The 17,715-nt window shown below is 69.2% G+C and carries 15 protein-coding genes; 3 read left to right on the top strand and 12 right to left on the bottom strand.

The genetic code is table 11. The annotated features are described in order from the left end of the window. Positions 1-69 precede the first annotated feature (69 nt). Together ACOACQ_RS03020 and ACOACQ_RS03015 are read right to left on the bottom strand one after the other, a co-directional pair. Positions 70-1,278 carry a serine hydrolase domain-containing protein gene (locus ACOACQ_RS03020; protein WP_420287589.1) on the bottom strand — a complete coding sequence of 403 codons (1,209 nt, stop codon included), beginning with the start codon at positions 1,276-1,278 and terminating at the stop codon, positions 70-72. A 63-nt stretch (positions 1,279-1,341) separates the two neighbouring features. Next, positions 1,342-2,382: a TIGR03617 family F420-dependent LLM class oxidoreductase gene (locus ACOACQ_RS03015; RefSeq protein WP_420287588.1), complete on the bottom strand. Its 1,041-nt coding sequence runs from the start codon at positions 2,380-2,382 to the stop codon at positions 1,342-1,344. Positions 2,383-2,409: 27 nt separating this feature from the next. On the opposite strand from ACOACQ_RS03015, the gene ACOACQ_RS03010 reads away from it, so the two are divergent. Continuing rightward, positions 2,410-3,006 carry a TetR/AcrR family transcriptional regulator gene (locus ACOACQ_RS03010; RefSeq protein WP_378606103.1) on the top strand — a complete coding sequence of 199 codons (597 nt, stop codon included), beginning with the start codon at positions 2,410-2,412 and terminating at the stop codon, positions 3,004-3,006. Here the strand turns inward: ACOACQ_RS03010 and ACOACQ_RS03005 are convergent. From ACOACQ_RS03005 to ACOACQ_RS02975, 7 genes are all read right to left on the bottom strand, one after another. Further along, the gene (locus ACOACQ_RS03005) at positions 2,996-4,006 is read right to left on the bottom strand and encodes an AraC family transcriptional regulator (protein WP_420287587.1); all 1,011 of its coding nucleotides are present in this window, start codon (positions 4,004-4,006) and stop codon (positions 2,996-2,998) included. The two genes, ACOACQ_RS03010 and ACOACQ_RS03005, sit on opposite strands and share 11 nt — an antisense overlap. Before the next feature lie 168 nt (positions 4,007-4,174). Continuing rightward, complete coding sequence (locus tag ACOACQ_RS03000) at positions 4,175-5,047, bottom strand: short-chain dehydrogenase/reductase (RefSeq protein ID WP_420287586.1); 873 nt, start codon at positions 5,045-5,047, stop codon at positions 4,175-4,177. Continuing rightward, positions 5,044-5,982 carry an alpha/beta hydrolase gene (locus ACOACQ_RS02995; RefSeq protein ID WP_378596055.1) on the bottom strand — a complete coding sequence of 313 codons (939 nt, stop codon included), beginning with the start codon at positions 5,980-5,982 and terminating at the stop codon, positions 5,044-5,046. The genes ACOACQ_RS03000 and ACOACQ_RS02995 overlap by 4 nt, the downstream gene beginning before the upstream one ends. A 1-nt stretch (position 5,983) precedes the next feature. Continuing rightward, complete coding sequence (locus ACOACQ_RS02990; RefSeq protein WP_420287585.1) at positions 5,984-7,465, bottom strand: flavin-containing monooxygenase; 1,482 nt, start codon at positions 7,463-7,465, stop codon at positions 5,984-5,986. 83 nt (positions 7,466-7,548) lie between these two features. Next, positions 7,549-7,821, bottom strand: a complete 273-nt coding sequence (locus ACOACQ_RS02985) for a DUF4242 domain-containing protein (RefSeq protein WP_378602733.1) — start codon at positions 7,819-7,821, stop codon at positions 7,549-7,551. Positions 7,822-7,924: 103 nt separating this feature from the next. Beyond that, positions 7,925-9,517: a LuxR C-terminal-related transcriptional regulator gene (locus tag ACOACQ_RS02980; protein WP_420287584.1), complete on the bottom strand. Its 1,593-nt coding sequence runs from the start codon at positions 9,515-9,517 to the stop codon at positions 7,925-7,927. A gap of 85 nt (positions 9,518-9,602) precedes the next feature. After that, on the bottom strand, positions 9,603-10,184 hold the full coding sequence (locus ACOACQ_RS02975; protein WP_378602727.1) for a hypothetical protein: 582 nt from the start codon (positions 10,182-10,184) through the stop codon (positions 9,603-9,605). A 307-nt stretch (positions 10,185-10,491) separates the two neighbouring features. Between ACOACQ_RS02975 and ACOACQ_RS02970 the strand changes: the two genes are divergently transcribed. After that, on the top strand, positions 10,492-12,555 hold the full coding sequence (locus ACOACQ_RS02970) for a neutral/alkaline non-lysosomal ceramidase N-terminal domain-containing protein (protein ID WP_378602724.1): 2,064 nt from the start codon (positions 10,492-10,494) through the stop codon (positions 12,553-12,555). Positions 12,556-12,620: 65 nt separating this feature from the next. Here the strand turns inward: ACOACQ_RS02970 and ACOACQ_RS02965 are convergent, their stop codons facing one another. From ACOACQ_RS02965 to ACOACQ_RS02955, 3 genes are all read right to left on the bottom strand, one after another. Beyond that, positions 12,621-14,255: a GMC oxidoreductase gene (locus ACOACQ_RS02965; RefSeq protein ID WP_378602721.1), complete on the bottom strand. Its 1,635-nt coding sequence runs from the start codon at positions 14,253-14,255 to the stop codon at positions 12,621-12,623. Between the two features lie 173 nt (positions 14,256-14,428). Then, positions 14,429-15,055, bottom strand: coding sequence for a class I SAM-dependent methyltransferase (locus tag ACOACQ_RS02960; RefSeq protein WP_378602718.1), 627 nt, complete (start codon positions 15,053-15,055; stop codon positions 14,429-14,431). 1 nt (position 15,056) lies between these two features. Continuing rightward, complete coding sequence (locus ACOACQ_RS02955) at positions 15,057-17,231, bottom strand: molybdopterin-dependent oxidoreductase (protein ID WP_378602715.1); 2,175 nt, start codon at positions 17,229-17,231, stop codon at positions 15,057-15,059. A gap of 82 nt (positions 17,232-17,313) precedes the next feature. Here ACOACQ_RS02955 and ACOACQ_RS02950 point away from each other — a divergent pair, with 82 nt between their 5' ends. Then, complete coding sequence (locus ACOACQ_RS02950; protein WP_378602712.1) at positions 17,314-17,712, top strand: low affinity iron permease family protein; 399 nt, start codon at positions 17,314-17,316, stop codon at positions 17,710-17,712. Positions 17,713-17,715: the final 3 nt, after the last annotated feature.

The following is a 17,715-nucleotide window of genomic DNA, read 5'->3' as shown; positions in this document are numbered from 1 at the left end:
TCCTCGGAGACGAAGCCGCCCGCACCGCTGGGATCAGCGATGCGGGCGGCTCGGGTTCCCCGGCTCGGGTCAGGGCTTGGCGTCGTACCAGGCCTTGAGCAGGACGCCGCACTGCGTGTTGCCGCTGAAGTCGGAGTTCACCAGGAGGGTGGCCTGCGTTCCGTCGTCGAAGGTCATGGCGCAGGTGTGCAGCTGGTTGGTGCCGAGCAGGTCACCGCCGTGCCAGTAGGCACCCGGCGAGCGCCAGTTGTCGATCTCGCCGTCGGCCGGGCCGGACTGGCCGCCGTCGCCACCGTTGGAGTCCTCGTTCCAGCCGGCACGCCACAGGTCCATCCAGTCGAGGTCGGCCTGCGGGATGATCGCGCCGCTGCGCAGCTTGCTGAGGTACTGCACGAGCTGGGTCGAGGACATGGCCAGGCCGCGGGCGCCGGCGCACTCCTCGTTTCCGGTGCCGAGCACGCTGCCGTTGCTGGCCTGCGTGGCGTTCAGCGGGTACGAACGGATCCCGGTCGTGGTGCCGGGCGTGATGCAGCCGATGCCGCCGATCTGGGCGGGCTTGAAGATGAACTCCCGCATGAACTCGAGGACGTACGACGTGTGGTTGGCCGCGGTGATGGTGATCTCCTCGGCGGCGTTGGTGTACTTCTTGCCACCGCTGCGGTTCCAGAGCTCGGCGTTGATGATCCGCAGGAGCGCGAAGTTCGCGTTCTTGTACTGGCGCTGCGAGTCGACGACGGTGCCGAGCTCGACGACGGTCTTCATTGCGTTCCAGCCGTTGTTGCTGGGCGGGTTGGCGAGGGCGGCGAGCGCCTGGTTGATGCCGGAGGTGTGGGTCAGCAGGTGGCGGAACCGGACCTGCTTGAACTTGCTGGTGTCCCAGGTCTTCGGCAGGTAGGGCCAGACCAGCGTCTCGGGGGTGAGGCCGTTGCGGCGCAGCAGCTTCATGGTGGCGACCGCGGTGACGTTCTTGGTGACGCTCGCGAGCTCCATCTGCATGCTGGCCTGCATCGGGACCGGGACGCCGTTGTTGTCGGCGGCGGAGACGGCGAAGCCGCCTTCATCGGCGACCTTGAGGGTGCCGTTCTGGGAGATGGCGAGCTGCCAGCCGAAGGCCTTGTTCTGCATCTGGGTGGCGACCGAGGCGCGCATCTCGGCGACGCTGGCCTGGGTGTTGGCGAGGACGGCGTCCTCGGCGTGGGCGGCGGACGCGTTGCCCAGAGCCAGCGGCAGTGCGGCAGCGGCGAGGGCAAAGGTGGCGGCGGTGCGGCGCAGGTTCATCGGAGTGCTCCTTCAGTCGGGTTGGTGTGCTGATGACTGTTGGAGCAGCGGGCGGGGAGTTCCTTACAACTTCTTCGGGCCCAGTTCCTTGACCAGCTGGCTGATCAGGTCCAGCGACGGGTCGGACCCGGGGAAGTAGCAGCAGACCCGTTCTGCGTGGCCGCCGAAGCGGTCGAGCAGCTGCCGGGCGCACTCCTGCGGCGTGCCGACGACCGCGAGCCTTGTGAGCAGGTCGTCGTCGATGAGGTGCGCGCTCGTGACGAGCTCGCCCCGTCGTACGGCGTCCGCGAACCGGGGTTGCAGGTCGGCTCGGCCCTCGACCTCGAGCACGGGGCGGTAGGCCGGCGTCGAGGAGTAGAACGCCAGCAGGCGGCGGACGCCCTCGATCGCCACGTCCAGCTCCGCCGGGTCCGACGCCATGGCGAGGATCGCCTGCGGGTGGATCGTGAAGCCGTCGGGGTCGCCCTCGCGTCGGCGCAGGCCCTCCTCGATCGCGGGCAGCGTGCGTTCGGTGAAGTGGCGTGCAGAGTTGAAGGGCATCACCAGCAGGCCGTCGGCCACCTCCGCCGCGGCTCGCGTCATGGCCGGTCCCAGCGCCCCCAACAGGACCGGCGGGACGCCGTACGGGTTGGGGCCGGGGTTGAACATCGGCGGCATCAGGTCCAGGTGGGTGTACTCGCCGGTGAAGTCGAGGCGGGTCCCGGATTGCCACGCGTCCAGCACCGCCTTGACGGCCTGCACCCGGTCCTTCATCTGTGCGACGGGCCGGTCCCAGGTGGCGCCGTACCGGCGCTCGACGTGTGCCTTCACCTGGGAGCCCAGTCCGAGCCGGAACCCGCCCCGGGACAGGGTCTGCAGGTCGTGGGCGAGGTGGGCGAGGTGCATCGGGCTGCGGGGGAGCGCGATCGCGACGTTGGTCATCAGGTCGATCGGACCGCAGGAGGAAGCCGCCACGGCGAGGGGCAGGAAGGCGTCGTGCGGGCCCTCGAAGGTGAAGAGTCCGGCGACCCCGGTCGAGGCCAGTTCCCGGGCGCGCACGGCCACCTCGTCGGGAGCAGCATCGAGCCGGATGTCGACCGCGAGGCCGGTCGCTGGTTGTTGCATGGGCAATACATTACGATCAGTAACGAAATGCAGGCAACGAATTCCGGAACCCGCACCGCGGGCCGCCCGCGCGACCACCGGATCGACGAGGCGGTGATCGCGGCGACCCGCGACCTCCTCGCGACCGAGGGGTACGCCGGCCTGTCCCTCGCGGCCGTGGCCGCCCGGTCGGGCACCAACACGCCGGCGATCTACCGGCGCTGGCAGTCCAAGGCCCATCTCGTCCATGAGGCCGTCTTCCCCGAGTCGCTCGCGACCGGCCTGCCCTCCACCGGCGACCTCCGTGCCGACGTGGAGGCCCTGGTTCGCGGCAGCGCCCTGCTGTTCTCGGATCCCGTGGCGCGCGCCGCCCTGCCCGGCCTGCTCAGCGACCTGGTGCCGCACCCCGACCTCCATCGCGAGCTGATCGACCGGCTGTGGTTGTCGCGGACCGGTGAGGTCCAGCAGCTCCTCGACCTGGCAGCCGACCAGGGGCAGGTACGACGCGGCGTACGCGCCGACCACCTGCTGAACGTCATCGGCGGCAGCGCGCTGCTCGCGGTGCTGACGCCGGGTCAGGCCGCGCTCGACGAAGCGTGGATCGCGTCGATCTGCACCCTGGCCCTGGACGGAATCACGAAGTAGCCGCGGCGGAACGGTACTCGCGCGGTGTCTTGTCGAACCAGCGTCGGCACGACCGGTTGAGGGTGCTCTGCTCGGCGTACCCGAGCATCGCTGCGATCTGGCCGAACTGGAGCCGCGGGTCCGCGAGGTACTTCTCGGCCAGGGTGCGACGCTCGTGGTCGATCACTTCCTGGCAACCCGTGCCCTCGGCGGTCAGCTGGCGGCGCAGGGTGCGCTCGTGGATCCCGAGCTGTTCGGCGATCGTCTCGGCGGTGCAGTGCCCGGTCGGGAGCAGCCGACGTGTCAGCTCGGCGACACGTTCGGACATCGGCGCCGTGGCAGGCACGTAGTTGGCCTCGAGGTACTTCGTGGCGATGCGCCGCGTCTCCGGGTCTGCGCTGTCGATCGACCGCGCGGCCAGGTCCGAAGGGATCTCGAACCCGCACCATTCCTGGGCGAAGTGGACTGGGCAGTCGAACGTCTCGGCGTACGCCGCTGTCGGACCCATCTGATCGTGCAGGAAGGACATGGTGTTGAGGCGCGCGTCCGGTCCGCCCAGCAGGCGCAGCATCAGTACGACGTTCGCCATGCTCAGCTCGTAGCCCTGACGTGGGTCGGGGGCGGACGGCTCGACCACCTCGTAGACGAACCGGATGCCGACACCGGCATCCCGGGGCTCCGCGGCGAGCTTCAGGCCGGGGGAGTGCACGTAGAGATAGCGGGCAATGGCCCCCAGCCCGTCCTGCACGGTGTCCGAGTTGCGCGCGATGACGGCAACCGGTCCGAGGATGCCCAGCCCCTGCCAGCGGACCATGCGCAGGCCGAAGTCGGGGCAGTCGAGCTCGTCGGCCGTGGTGGCCAGGATGCGCAGGACGGCGTCGAGGGGAACGAGGGCATCGTCCTCGCGTTCGACGCCGGGACGGAGGTGGAACCGTGCCAGGAGCGGCGTCGGGTCCCCGCCGAGCTCACGAACCAGGTCGGGATATCCCCACAGGCCGGTGGATCGGATCAGGCTTCCCACCGCGACTCCGCTCCTGTCCGGAAATGACAAGAGTATGGGCCTCCGCGCTGAGCCGCGCAACGTTCCTTCGGGCCTCACGCCACCGGTCGGACACGAAGCCGAGGGACGCTGCGACGAGAGGAATCCAGATCGGGATGAGCATGAACGCGAACAGGCTGACCATGGCCATCATGCGGAGACACCCACGATCGGGGCGACCTGCTGCACGGGCGCGATCTGGTCTGCGTCCCGGAGGACGGCCTGGATCGCGGCGTTCCGCTCGGTGCGTCGATCGAGTGCCGGGTTCAGGAGCCCGCGCAGCACGGAGTAGACGGTCCAGAACTTCGGCGCGATCGTCCGCGGCTTGCGGCGCTCGATGCCGTCGACGACGGACGCTGCCGCGCGCGCAGGGGTCATCTTCTTCATCAGGAGCTTCGGGAAGGTCGCCAGGAAGCGGTCGGCGATGTCGTCCGCGAATCCTTCCCGGGTCATCGTCGTGTCGATGAATCCGAAGTAGGCCACCCCGGCAGTTGCGCCATGCTGCGCGAGCTCGCCACGCAGCGAACGCCCGAACGACTCGACGCTCGACTTGGACATGGCGTACGGCGCGAGCAGGACGCCGTTGAGGAAGGCGTAGATCGACGCGGTGCAGACGACGTGCCCCTGGTTGGCAATGACGTGCGGCAGGGCCGGGAGGACCGTGCGGTAGACGCCGAGCTGGTTGACCTCGAGGACGCGTTCGAAGAGCGTGGGGTCCATGGTCCGCACCGTGGCGACCTTCGGTGCGATGCCCGCGTTGGCCACCACGACGTCCAGCCGGCCGAGAGTGGTGACGACCTGGTCGACGACGCCCTGCATGACGGCGGCGTCGGTGACGTCGGCGCCGATGCCGATCGCCCGATCACCGATCGTGGCGGCGGCAGCCGCGGTCGCGGCCGGGTCGAGATCGACCAGGGCCACCAGGGCGCCGCGCTCGGCGAGCTGCCGGGCGACCTCGAAGCCGATCCCGCGGGCGGCTCCGGTGACCAGGGCGACCTTGTTGTTGACGGAATAGCTGCTCATCGTGATGCCACCTTCTTTGTGGTGTGTCGGACCTGACCGGCGAGGTGCCGGCGGAGGAAGTCGATCTGGTCGGCCAGTGCGCGGTGCTGCTCCGGGCCGTCGTAGATGTCGAAGTGGTCGAGGGGATAGGCCTTCAGCTCGGAGGGGCCACCGGCGCGGGTCGCGGCCCGCTTCGAGGACGCAGGCGGGACGACCGAGTCGTTCTCCCCGACCTGGACGAGGAGCGGGGTCCGCAACCGCGAGGCCGAGCGGATCGGCCGGTTGAACGCGACCTCGAGGGCCACCCGGGCACACACCTCGTTGCGCCACGTCGGTCCGGCGAGTGCGGTGTAGCCCGCGAGGGCGCCGGGGCCGGTCAGGACGGCGGTCGAGCCGGGCTCGCCGACGAGCGCGATGTGGTGCGGCGCGCGACCGAGCAGGGCACGGGTGGCATCGCGGAGTCCGTTGACGACCAGGGGGGCCAGTCGTCGTACCCCACCGTGGCGGTACATCGCGATCAGGGCGGCGAGGCCGTCCATGGCTGGAGTCATCGCCACCACGGAGGCGATCCGTCCGTCCGCCACCGCGACGGGCACGACGTGCCCGCCCGAGTACGACGTCCCCCAGAGCACGATCCGCTCAGGGTCGACGCCGGGCAACGTCCGTGCCGCCGCGATGGCCGCGACGTAGTCGGCGCGCTGCTGGCGGAACGACACGAGCTGGCGGGGTGACCCGTCCGAGTCGCCGAACCCGCGGTAGTCGAACAGGAGCACGTCGAGACCGGCGGCGGCGAACCCCTCGGCGAACGCGAGGAGGCCGGTGTCGCGGGTGCCTCCGAAGCCGTGCGCCATCACGACGCAGGGTCGGCCGCCGGTTCCGACGAAGGCGTCACCCTGGCCGGGCAGGTGCCAGGCCGCGCACGCCACGTTCTTGCTGAAGAAGCTGACCGGGGACATGTCAGCCGACCTTCGCGAGAGCCGGGCGCTGCGTCTCGAAGTGCAGTGCGCCGTCGTCGATGGGGTCGTCCTGGAGGACCTTGCAGTCGTGGGCGTAGTCCATCGCGACCTTCCACGGTCCCGCGGCGCCCTGGCGGGGAATGATCGCCTTGCCACGCTGCAGGTAGCCCGATTGCAGGGAGCCGAAGATGCCCTCGTCCAGCGCCGAGTCGTCGCTGTCGTGAGGAGTCGCGGCGACGTACCCGTTCTCATCCATGTGCTGGAGCAGGCGGCAGAGGTACTCGCCGGCGATGTCGGACTTCAGCGTCCACGGGGCGTTGGTGTAGCCGAAGATCCAGGAGAAGTTCGGGACGTTCTCGACGAGCACGGCCTTGTAGGTCATGCCGTTGTGCAGTTCGCGGGGCACGCCGTCCACCGTCAGCTTCAGGCCGCCGAGCACCTGCAGCTGCAGGCCGGTGGCCGTCACGATGATGTCCGCCTCGAGCACCTGGCCCGACTTGAGCCTGATGCCGGTCTCGGTGAACGTCTCGATGTGGTCGGTCACGACGGATGCGTCGCCGGCCTTGAGCGCCTTGAACAGGTCGCCGTCCGGTACGGCGCACAGGCGCTCGTCCCACGGCATGTAGTTGGGCGTGAAGTGAGCCATGTCGACGTCTGCGCCGACCTGCTTCTGCACGTGCGACAGGAGGAACTTGCGCATCATCGCGGGCCAGCGCTTGCAGGCCAGGAAGATGTAGCGCTGGATGGCGATGTTGCGCTTGCGGGCCAGCTGGATCACCAGCTTCTCCGGCAGGAACTTGTTGAGGACCGCCGAGATCTTGTCGAAGGCCGGGACCGCGAAGATGTACGACGGCGAGCGCTGCAGCATCGTGACGTGGCCCGCCGTACCGGCCATCGATGGCACCAGGGTGACGGCGGTGGCGCCGCTGCCGATCACGACGACCTTCTTGCCGGCGTAGTCGAGGTCCTCGGGCCAGTGCTGGGGGTGGACCTGCTGGCCCTGGAAGTCCTCGGACCCCGGGAACGTCGGCAGGAAGCCGGCGTCGTGGTTGTAGTAGCCGGTGGCGCTGACCAGGAAGCCAGCTGTGTACTCGACGGTCTCGCCGGTCGCTTCCCGCTCGGCGGTGACGGTCCAGCGGGCGTCGTTGCTCGACCAGTCGGCCGACACGATCTTGAGGCCGTAGTGGATCTTCTCGTCGATGCCGTGTTCTGCAGCGGTGTCGGCGATGTAGTCACGGATCGCGGCGCCGGGGGCGAGCACCTTGTAGTCGACCCACGGCCGGAACTTGTAGCCGAAGGTGAACATGTCGGAGTCCGACCGGATCCCGGGATACTTGAACAGGTCCCAGGTGCCACCGAGTCGCTCGCGGCGCTCGAGGACGGCGATGGTCTTGCCGGGGTGCTGGCTGGTGATCTGACAGGCGGTGCCGATGCCGGACAGGCCGGCACCGATGACGACGACGTCGTAGTGGTGTGTGTTCATGCTCACAACGATGGGCGCCGGAGGCCGTCCAGGTCTTGACGGACGTGGACAGCCTTTTGGCTTTTCCGGACACCCCTCACTGGCTACTCCCCGGTGCCCGGGTCGATGACCGCGGACACCCGACTCACCGCGTTGGCGGGGAAGCCTCCGCACTCGGCGTGCTCGCGCACCGCTGCCTCGTCCTCGGCGAAGTAGACGCAGTAGACCTTGTCGTCGGTGACATAGCTCTGCTGCCACTGCGCCCGGCCGTTCATGGCGGAGAGGACGGAGTTGGACTTGGCCGAGATGGCGTGCAGCTCGTCGGCGGACAACAGGCCGGCACCCGGCAGCTCGCGTTCAATGACGTACTTCGGCATGACTACTCCCTGGATCGGGCGACCCCGGGGCGGGATCGCTACCGGAAACCTAGGAGCCCGAGGGCGGTCCGCTCATCGGGCAGGCGACCCATTTCCACGCTGGTCAGACGTGGGTGGTTCGACCCATCAGTCCGTGGTCGTAGGCGAACGCCGTCGCGGCGGATCGCGAGGTCGTGCCCGTCTTCGCGAAGATGTTGGACAGGTGCCGGGCCACGGTCTTGGGGCTCAGGACCAGCTCGTCCGCGATGGCCCGGTTGCTCTTCCCGGACGCCAGCAGGCGGATCACCTCCAGCTCGCGGGCCGTCAGCCCGGCCGTCGTGGCCTCGCGAGGAACCGTCACGCCGAGCTTGTCGAAGCACGCCTGTGCGGCCGCCTCCTCGCGGGCAGCGCCGTCCGCATCGCCCAGCTCGGCCAGGGCCCGTGCCAGCAGGAGGCGGGTACGCGCGGCCTCGAACGGTACGTCGAGCTCGCGCCATGCGTTGAACGCCAATCGCAAGGCCCCGAGTGACTCCACCGTTCGTCCCGCGGCGATGGCCACCGCGCCACGACAGCGGTGCGCTTCCGCGCGGAGACCGACGCTGTCGAACGTCTCGGCGATGGTGGTGAGCTCGTCGGCCGCGCTGTCAGCGGTGTCGACGTCGCCTGCTGCGAGCGCGATGTCGACCTGTGCAGCCATGAGCGGGGCGCGCTCCAGCCGGCTTCCGGTGTGCGAGGCGAGCGCGGCCGCGATCGATGCGGATGCCTGGGGGATGCGGCCCTGCGCCAGGCGCAGGAGCGGCATGCCCGGCTGCGGGTCCCGTCCGTAGTCGTGCGCCTGCGTGTAGGCCTGCTCCGCGCCGTCGAGGTCGCCGCGGAGCCGGCGTACCTCGCCGACCTCGTAGTAGGCGTCCGCGACGGCGAAGACGTCGATCCCGACCATGTCCTGACAGGCGCCGAGCGCTTCCTGCTCGGCTTCCTCCCACGCGCCGCGGCGTTGCAGGTTCTGTGCCCGGTGCACCCGGCAGATGCCCGGGAAGAGCGAGGCCAGTGGCAGCGGCTCCGACCAGCGGCGGGTGGCCTCGGTCCATTCCGAGGCACGACGCAGATCGCGCAGCTCGTTGCACGCGTCCATCAGTCCGCAGTAGATCGCGCCCGTCCACAGCGGACCGAGGTCGTCCGACAGGGCAGCAACCATGGCCTCGTCGAGCAGCGCCAGGCCCTCGGCGACCCGGGCCTGCCGGATCCGTACGCGACCTTCGAAGTAGACGCCCAGGGCCACGAGGGTGGGGTCATCGTGCCGGCGACCGAGGTCCTGCAGGCGGTGGGCCGAGGCCTCGGCATCGTGCAGGTCGCCGCCCATGAGTCCCGCTGTCCCGAGATACAGGGGGTACCCATGGGCGGCACTCTCCGGAAGCTGGTCCAGGATCCGCTGGGCGCGCCCGACCCAGCCAGCGCTCTGCGAGGCCTCGCCCAGCAGTCGCGTGTGGATGGAGAGGAGTACGGCGACGTGCGCGGCGCCCTCGGCCGGCTCGGGATACCCGCGATAGGCCTCGGTGTAGAGCCGGATCGACTCGTCCGTCCTGCCCAGCCACCAGGCCGCTTCCGCCTGGCCCTCGACGACCGATGGCGTGCGATCGGAGAGGGAGGCGAAGGCGTCGTACGCCGCCGACCAGTCCCGCCGTCGGCGGAACTCCTCGGCGTCCGCGAGCTCGGTCACCCTCTGACATTACGGCCGTTCATCGCGCGCGGACAGCCGTTCGGCTCACTCCGGAGCGAGTGACGCCCCGGGGAATCGACGTGCGTCAGCGGAGAACAGGGAACCGGTGGAGCAGTTCGGTCTTCTCGAGGCGGGCACCCAGCCCCCACGTGGTTCCGGCGCTGAGCAGGGCCAGCACGACGAGCGTGATCGCACCGAGCAGGTGGTCATCGAGCACCGGGTTGTTCTCGGGCGGCAGGACGACGGTCCACATCATCACGTAGAGCAGTGCGCCGGAGCCGGCGGCCAGGCGCATTGCGACGCCGAGAGTCAGTGCGAGGCCGATGCCGAGCAGGGCCAGCATGAAGAGCGTGTCGGCCCAGGCGGCACCGGCGATGCTGTTGTAGAAGCCCTTGAAGGGACCGTCGGCGCCGAACGCGAGGAACCCCTCGGTGGGGCTGCCGCCGTGGATCCAGGCCGCGTCGCCGAACCGGTCGAGCGTGCCGGTCTGGTCGTAGCCCGTGTGGAAGCCGAGTGCGAAGACCTTGTCGACGAAGGCCCACAGGAAGGTGAGCCCGAAGCCGATCCGGAGTACGGCGACCGCGCGGGCCGCCGTACCCGTCAGCCGGACGCCGCGGGAATCACCGGTCGTGGTGGTGGGGGTGATGTCGTGCTGGATGACCGCCATGGTCAGGACCTCCTCAGTTCTTCGTGCTCCCCAATCTGTCGCGCACGGCTGTCGGTGGTGAGGGCCAAAGGTCCTGTCACGGCCTGTCGATCGTCCCGGACCACTGCTGCCCCTGATCGACCCGGTCGTCAGGGCTCCGGCGGAACCACCAACGTGCCCCGAGGCGACAGGGAAGTCCGTCACAGCGGAAACCGGTGAATCCGGCACGGAAAGGGTGTTTCACATCGACGTGGTGCTGCTCCTACGGTCGCGGGACCGGCCATGTCGACCTGGTGGACGTGGCACCCCAACTCTTCTCGAGGTCTCCGTGTCGCACCGTCCCCTCTCGCGCAAAGCCCTGGCCGCACTCTGCGGGCTCATCGTCCTCGTCCTCGCGACGGCCGGCCTGGTGCCCGGCGCCGCTCCTGCGGCCAGCGGGGTCGCCGCAGCGAGCGAGCCGTACCTCGTGGGACGCGGCATCGCCGACGTCACCGGGCAGCCGGCCGAGAACGGCATGCTGGGCTACGCCGACTTCGCGCAGAACACGTCGGGGATCCACCTGCGGCAGCGCTCGCGCGCCTTCGTGATCGTGGACCGTGCGACGGGCGAGCGTGTCGTCCATGTCGTCGCCGACACGGGAATGATCTTCCAGAGCATCCGGGACGCCGTACTCACGCGCCTCGACCAGCGCCTGCCGGGGACCTATTCCGAGCGCAACGTCATGCTGACCGCCACTCACACCCACGCAGGGCCGGGCGGCGACTCGCACCACAATCTCTACAACCTGACGACCCTCGGCTATCAGGGCAAGACCTTCGAAGCCCTGGTCAACGGGATCGTCAGCTCCATCACCCGGGCCCACGCCGACCTGGCTCCGGCGGCACTGACGCTCTCGACGAGCCAGCTGAACAACGCCAGCGTGAATCGGGCCAGGACCGCCTTCGACCGGAACCCGGCTGCAGACAAGGCGATGTTCCCCAACGCCATCGACCCGCAGTCCACCACCTTGCAGGTGCGCCGGGGCGGCGTTCTCGACGGAGTCATCAACTGGTTCCCTGTCCACGCGACCAGCATGTCCACCCACAACACACTGATCAGCCCGGACAACAAGGGTTTCGCGTCCTACCGCTGGGAGCGGCAGGTCAAGCAGGTCGACTACGTCGGCCAGACGGATCCGGCCTTCATCTCGTCCTTCGCGCAGACCAACGCGGGCGACATGTCGCCGAACCTCAACCTGCATCCCACCGACGGACCCACCGCGGACGAGTTCGAGAACACGCGGATCATCGGCACGCGGATGTACGACTCCGCGTCCAAGGGCCTGGCCACCAACGTTCGCACCGTCACGGGCGGCGTCGACTCACGGATCGTGTACGTCGACATGGCGGACGTCGACGTGAGCGGCGCCTACACCCCCGACGGCAAGCCGCACAGCACCTGCAGCGCAGCTCTGGGGGCTGGGTTCATCGCTGGCAGCACGGAGGACGGTGGCGGGGGCCTGCCGATCCACAGCGGGCAGGCCGGCGGCGACCCGTTGTGGAGCGGAATCGCCGATCTCCTGTACACCGCCAGCCCGGAGCTCAAGGCCTGCCAGGCGCCGAAGGAGGTGCTGCTCCCCGCCGGCTCGCTCGACCTCGTGCAGCAGAAGCTGCCGGTGCAGCTGATGCGCATCGGCGGGCTCTACCTGATCGGGATGCCTGCCGAAGTCACCATCGTCTCGGGGCTGCGGCTGCGGCGCACGGTCGCCAGGATCGTCGGCGCCGACCTGAAGAACGTGCTGGTGCAGGGCTATGCCAATGCCTATGCCCACTACCTGACGACACCCGAGGAGTACGACTCCAAGGAGTACGAGGCAGCCAGCACGTTGTTCGGCCGCTACGAGCTCCCGGCCTTCATGCAGGTCACGGCAGGCCTGGCCACGGCGATGAAGGCCGGCTCCCCGGTCGAGCTCGGCACCAAGGAGCGCGACCGGAGCGGCGAGCAGATCCCCAGTCTCTCCGGCGCCGTCGTCATGGATGCCCCGTCCCTGGGGCACGGCTACGGCGACGTCCTCAAGGCCCCGTCCGCGTCGTACCCGATCGGCGACCAGGTCTCCGTGACCTTCGTCGGTGCGCACCCCAACAACAACCTCCATCTCGGCGGGACCTATCTCGCGGTGGAACGCAAGGTCGGTTCGGCCTGGGTGCGGGTGGCCGACGACGGCGACTGGTCCACGAAGTTCCGGTGGGCGCGTGAGGGCCTCGCGGCGTCCAGGGCCACGGTGACGTGGGACATCCCGGTCGGCACCCCGACGGGCAGCTACCGGATCCGCTACTTCGGGGACGCCCGGAACCTGTTCGGTGCGATCAGCCCGTTCACGGGCACCAGCCCGGCGTTCGTCGTCACGCAGTGAGCCGGTGGACCCCGACGGGCGAGGGCACCCAGCGTGCCCTCGCCCGTCGGCCCCACAGACGTCGCTCAGACGTCGTTCGCGAGGATGTTGTCGATGTTCCTCTCGGCCAGCGCGGTGATGGTGACGAACGGGTTCACCGTGGTGTTGCCGGGGATCAACGCACCGTCGATGACGTAGAGCCCGGTGTATCCGTGCAACCGGCCGTAGTTGTCGGTCGCCTTGTTGAGGACCGCGCCGCCGAGCGGGTGGTAGGTCAGGCCGTCCTGCCAGACCTTGTAGCCGCCGAAGAGGTCGGTGCGGTAGATCGTGCCTTCCTTGCTGTTGATCTTGTCGAAGATGGTCTTGGCCATGTTGATGGAGTCCTGCTTCCAGGCGGTCTGCCAGGACAGGTCGACCTTGTTGGCCGCGGCGTTCCAGGTGAACTCGGCACGCCGGGTCGTCCTGGTGATCGCCAGGTAGAGCGACGCATAGGTCTCGATGCCGGTCGGCAGGGGAGCGACCTCTGCGAAGGCACCGCCGGCGTCCCAGTTGTCGATGCCCGAGCAGGGAATCGTCGACTGCAGGGTGCCGGTCGCGTCCCACATGTGGTTGGCGCGACCGACCATCACGTTGCCGTTGTCGCCCCAGCCCTTGCCGACCTCGTTGTTGAGGGCAGGCAGGGCGCCGGTGGCCTTGAGCTTGACCAGCAGCTTGCTCGTGCCGACGCTGCCGGCCGCGAAGAAGACCTTCGCCGCCGTGACCGTCTTCGTCGTGACCACGTTGCCCGAGGTGTCGATCTGCTCGATCGTCACCGTGAAGCCGCCACCGGACGCCGGCGTCACCGAGGTGACCCGGTGCAGCGTCGAGACGTTCACCCGTCCGGTCGCCAGCGCCTGCGCGAGGTAGGTCTGGACGAGCGACTTCTTGCCGTGGTCGTTGCCGTACATGACCTGGCCGTCGAGCGCCGAACGGGTGACCGTCCCGGCCTGTTCGGCCTTCATGTAGTTCCAGTCGTAGATGTCCGGGACGAACGTCCACGCGAAGCCCGAGCGCTGTGCGTGCTTCCGTCCGACCCGGGCGTACTGGTAGCAGCTCGCGGTCTCGAACCATGCCGGGTCGATGGAAGAGACGCCGAGTGCGGTGTTGGCCCGCGGGTAGTAGGTGTCGTACATCTCCGTCGCGTCGACCGAGGGCAGGATCGAGTTGAAGCGCGACTGCTTCGGGGTCACCGCCATGCCACCGTTGACCAGCGAGCCGCCGCCCACGCCACGGCCCTGGTAGACCGTGATGCCGGCGAACTCCTCCGCGTCCAGGACGCCGGTGTACCTGGTGATGTCGGTGTCGATCGGGAACCCGAAGAAGTTGCTGACCGGTGCCTTGGTCTTGGTGCGCAGCCAGTAGGCCCGCTTGTCCGGGGAGGTCACCTTCGGGAAGATCTTCCCGTCAGCGCCGGGGGTGTCCCAGGACATGCCCATCTCGACCATCTCGACCTGTACGCCGGCCTGCGCGAGGCGCAACGCGGCCACCGCGCCGCCGTACCCGGTCCCGATGACCAGCGCCGGAACCGAGGCGCCGTTCCCGATCGCGGCCGCACTTGCCCGCCCCGGCATCGCGGCGGGCAGTCCTACCGCCGCGATGCCGAAGGCCGAGCCGGTGCCGGCCAGGAATCCGCGCCGGGAGACGCGGCTGCGTCCCTTGCCCGGCGTCGTTGTGTCCTGCATGTGATCTCCCTCACGTTGTCGGACGAAACAAGAACATGTTCTACATGTCCGACGGGTGAGGCGTCACCCCCTACCGGGTGGTAACCGTGGGGCGAATTCTTTGGACATCTGTCCAGTCGGGCGCCCAGAAATTGAGCGTTCTGGCGGGCCGTGGGTGGCGGCCGGAAGGTCGATCAGGTGCTGGCTTGAGCGATCCCGACGATGAGGGGCCGCACGATCGGCGGGGCCTTGAGCATCCGGTCGTGCTGCAGCTCGGACACCGTGAAGCCCGACTGCTCGATCGAGGCGAGCGTGTCGCGATTGCAGTGACAGCCGTGTCCGACGCGGACCTGCACGCCGTGCAGGCGGTCCTGCCAGCGAGCCAGCCCGGGGTCGTCGGAGCGGACGTGTTCGAGGAAGAGCAGCGTCCCGTCCGGCTTGAGCAGTCGCCGGATCTCGGCGAGTGACTTCGCCGGGTCATCGACCGTGCACAGGACCAGGGTGGAGACCGCGAAGTCGAAGCTCGCGTCCGCGAACGGCAGCTTCTCGGCCGGCGCCCGCGTGACCAGTGCCTGCAGGGTGGAGGCGGCCAGCTTGTGCTCCAGTCGGCGGGCCATCGGCTCCTCCGGCTCGGTGATGACGAGCTCGGTGATGCCGTCGCGGTAGTACGGAAGGTTCGCGCCGGTGCCGCCGCCGATCTCCAGCACCCGCCCGCTCGCGCGGCCGACCAGCGCCTCGCGGTGCGCCCCGAGCACGGACTTCTCGACACCGGCCATGATCCGGTCGTAGCCAGCCGCGAAGATCCGTCCCCACATGCTCATGTCAGACCGCCTCGAGCGCGATCGGCACGCCGTTGAGGTGCGCCATCCCGGCCAGCCGCTCGACATCGGCCACCTTGCTGGACGTGAGCTGGTTGACGTTGCTGCCGCCCGCCTTGTTGGCGCGCTCCCAGCCACCTCCGACGTGGCCCCAACCGTGGGGTACGGCGACCGTGCCGACCCTGACGTCGTCGGTGAGCAGCGCGGTCGTCTCGATGACGCCGTGCTCGGAGCGGATCCGGACCTGGGCACCGTCGGCGATCCCCGACGTGGCCGCGTCGGTCGGGTTGATCCGGGCCCGGTGCTCGCGCTTGCCCTTCATCAGCAACTCGCTGTTGTGCATCCACGAGTTCTGGGAGCGCAGCTCGCGCAGTCCGATCAGCCGCAGCGGGTACGCCGCGTCGTCGACGTGCCGGTCGCCCAGGCGGGCGAGCTCGGCTGCGATCTCCGGGGGATCGAGGCGGACCTTCCCGCCTCGGTGTCGCACCGCGTGCTTGAGCTGCCCGGTGGCGGCGTGGTCGCCCAGCACGATGCCGTGCGGGTTCTTGCGCAGCCTGGCGGCGTTGAGCCCGCCGCGTCGCAGGCCGAACCGGTCGCCGTACGGGCCGAGACGCAGGAGCGTCTCGATGAGGGCGCGCGGGGTCAGCCAGACGGGGGAGAGTCGATGGGCGAGGGCGACCGGCCTCCCCACGTGCCGCAGCGGCCCGAGCATGAACAGGGCGACGCCTGCCCGGCGGGCGATCTCGTCGACGATCTCCCACTCCTGGCGGGCTTCGCCGTACGGCGTCACGACCGCCTCGGTCGACTGGAAGAAGGGCGTCGGGGCCGCCGACGCAATGGCGATGGGGAAGTCCTCGCGTTCGAGGAAGGTCGTCGAGGGCAGGACGTAGTCGGCGTGCCGGTTGGTGTCGTTGACGTAGAGGTCCAGGGACACCAACAGGTCGAGCTCGGGCAGCGCCGCGGACAACGCCTCGCCGTTCGGGACCGAGAGGACCGGGTTGCCGGCGACGAGGAACATCGCCTTCATCTGGCCCTTGCCCGGGGTCGTGATCTCGTCGGCCATCAGGGCTGCGGGGAACGATCCGAGCACCTCGGGGAAGTCGCCGAGCCGCGAGCGCTTCGTGTCGTACGACGCCAGGCCGACCCGTTCCGCCATCTCCTCCAGGGGGATGGCGCCGAGGCTGAACAGCGTGCCGCCGGCGCGATCCAGGTTGCCGGTGACGATGGAGAGCACGTCGATCAGGAAGCTGACCAGCGTGGCGTGTCGGCCCAGGCACGCCCCTGTCCGGCCGTACGCCGACGCGCTCGGCGCCGTGGCGAAGTCCCGCGCCAGCTGCCGGACAGTGGCCGCGGGCACGCCGGTGATCGCTTCCGTGTCCTCGGGCGACTGTGCAGCCGCGGCCGTGCGGATCAGGTCGACACCGCGGGTCTGCCGCTGGAGCGCGGCCTCGTCGGCCAGGCCCTCCTCGAAGATCACGTGCAGCAGTGAGAGGAGCAGCCACGCGTCGGAGTCGGGGTTCACGGACACGTGCTCGAAGGCGCGGGCCGTCTCGGACCGACGCGGGTCGACCACGACGACACGGCCGCCGCGCGTGGTGATCGCCTTCAGGTGGTCCTTGATGCGCGGCGCGTTGATCGCGCTCCCGTGCGAAACGAGCGGATTGGCGCCGAGGACGAGCAGGAAGTCGGTGCGGGGGAGGTCCGGGAACGGCAGCTGCGTCAGGGCGCCGTACAACAGCTGGCTGGCGACGAAGCGGCTGTTGATGTCCTGCGAACCGGCCGAGTAGAGGTGGTCGGACCCGAGCCCCTTCATGAAGCCCGCGACCCAGAGGGTGGTCGAGTAGGAGAAGGCGCTCGGGTTGCCGAAGTACATCCCGACCGCCTTGCCGCCGTACGTCGACCGGATCTTCCTGAGCCGGGACGCGATGTCGGACAGGGCGTCGTCCCAGCTCACCTGCTCGAACTCGCCCGACGCGTTGCGACGGAGCGGATGCAGCACGCGGTCGGGGTCGTTCTGGACGTCGGTGAACGCGATCCCCTTCGGGCACGCCTGGCCGCGCGAGAGCGGGTGGTCCTGGTCGGGGCGCAGCGAGAGCAACCGACCGTCCTCGACCGTCGCGACCAGACCGCACAGGGGCTCACAGATCCGGCAGTAGGTGACCTTCTGTTCCACCGTCATTCGAGCAGTGTTGCGGATCGGGGGCCCGCGGGCCATGGTCACTCCGTGCACGCGGGGACGACCCAGCGACTAGCGTGGCCCGATGAACGACGACGAACATCGCAATCCGTCCGAGGTCTCGTCACGGCGCAACTGGTTCGACGAGTTCGCCGCCCGGGCCCAGGACGTCGCGTCCCGTGACCTGTTCTTCCTCGCGATCGTGGGTCTCACCCTGCTGTGGGCGCCGAGCTACTTCCTGCTGCACTCGCTCGACCACTGGTACATCGCCTTCGTGCTCCCCGCGGAGATCCTCACCCTGTTCCTCGTCGTGCTGCTCGAGAACCACAACCGCCGGTCCGAGCAGGCGTTGCACCGCAAGCTGGATGCCTTCGCCGCGGTGCTCGCTGCGATCGCAGCCGACTCCGACTCCGAGGAGGTCCAGAAGCACGCCAAGGAGCTGCGCGCCGCGGTCGGTCTGCAGGATCGCGAGAGCAGCGACTGAGCT

Origin of the sequence: Nocardioides sp. CPCC 206347, assembly GCF_048654605.1 — a bacterium.
Classification (GTDB): domain Bacteria; phylum Actinomycetota; class Actinomycetes; order Propionibacteriales; family Nocardioidaceae; genus Nocardioides.
This window is presented reverse-complemented; position numbering and strand designations above follow the sequence as displayed.

Coding starts and splice junctions, on each gene's coding strand:
- ACOACQ_RS02985 (WP_378602733.1), bottom strand. CDS start 7,821: ATGCCGAAGTACGTCATTGAACGCGAGCTGCCGGGTGCCGGCCTGTTG.
- ACOACQ_RS02955 (WP_378602715.1), bottom strand. CDS start 17,231: ATGACGGTGGAACAGAAGGTCACCTACTGCCGGATCTGTGAGCCCCTG.
- ACOACQ_RS03015 (WP_420287588.1), bottom strand. CDS start 2,382: ATGCAACAACCAGCGACCGGCCTCGCGGTCGACATCCGGCTCGATGCT.
- ACOACQ_RS02990 (WP_420287585.1), bottom strand. CDS start 7,465: ATGAACACACACCACTACGACGTCGTCGTCATCGGTGCCGGCCTGTCC.
- ACOACQ_RS02995 (WP_378596055.1), bottom strand. CDS start 5,982: ATGTCCCCGGTCAGCTTCTTCAGCAAGAACGTGGCGTGCGCGGCCTGG.
- ACOACQ_RS03010 (WP_378606103.1), top strand. CDS start 2,410: ATGCAGGCAACGAATTCCGGAACCCGCACCGCGGGCCGCCCGCGCGAC.
- ACOACQ_RS02950 (WP_378602712.1), top strand. CDS start 17,314: ATGAACGACGACGAACATCGCAATCCGTCCGAGGTCTCGTCACGGCGC.
- ACOACQ_RS02960 (WP_378602718.1), bottom strand. CDS start 15,055: ATGAGCATGTGGGGACGGATCTTCGCGGCTGGCTACGACCGGATCATG.
- ACOACQ_RS03020 (WP_420287589.1), bottom strand. CDS start 1,278: ATGAACCTGCGCCGCACCGCCGCCACCTTTGCCCTCGCCGCTGCCGCA.
- ACOACQ_RS02975 (WP_378602727.1), bottom strand. CDS start 10,184: ATGGCGGTCATCCAGCACGACATCACCCCCACCACCACGACCGGTGAT.
- ACOACQ_RS03000 (WP_420287586.1), bottom strand. CDS start 5,047: ATGAGCAGCTATTCCGTCAACAACAAGGTCGCCCTGGTCACCGGAGCC.
- ACOACQ_RS02965 (WP_378602721.1), bottom strand. CDS start 14,255: ATGCAGGACACAACGACGCCGGGCAAGGGACGCAGCCGCGTCTCCCGG.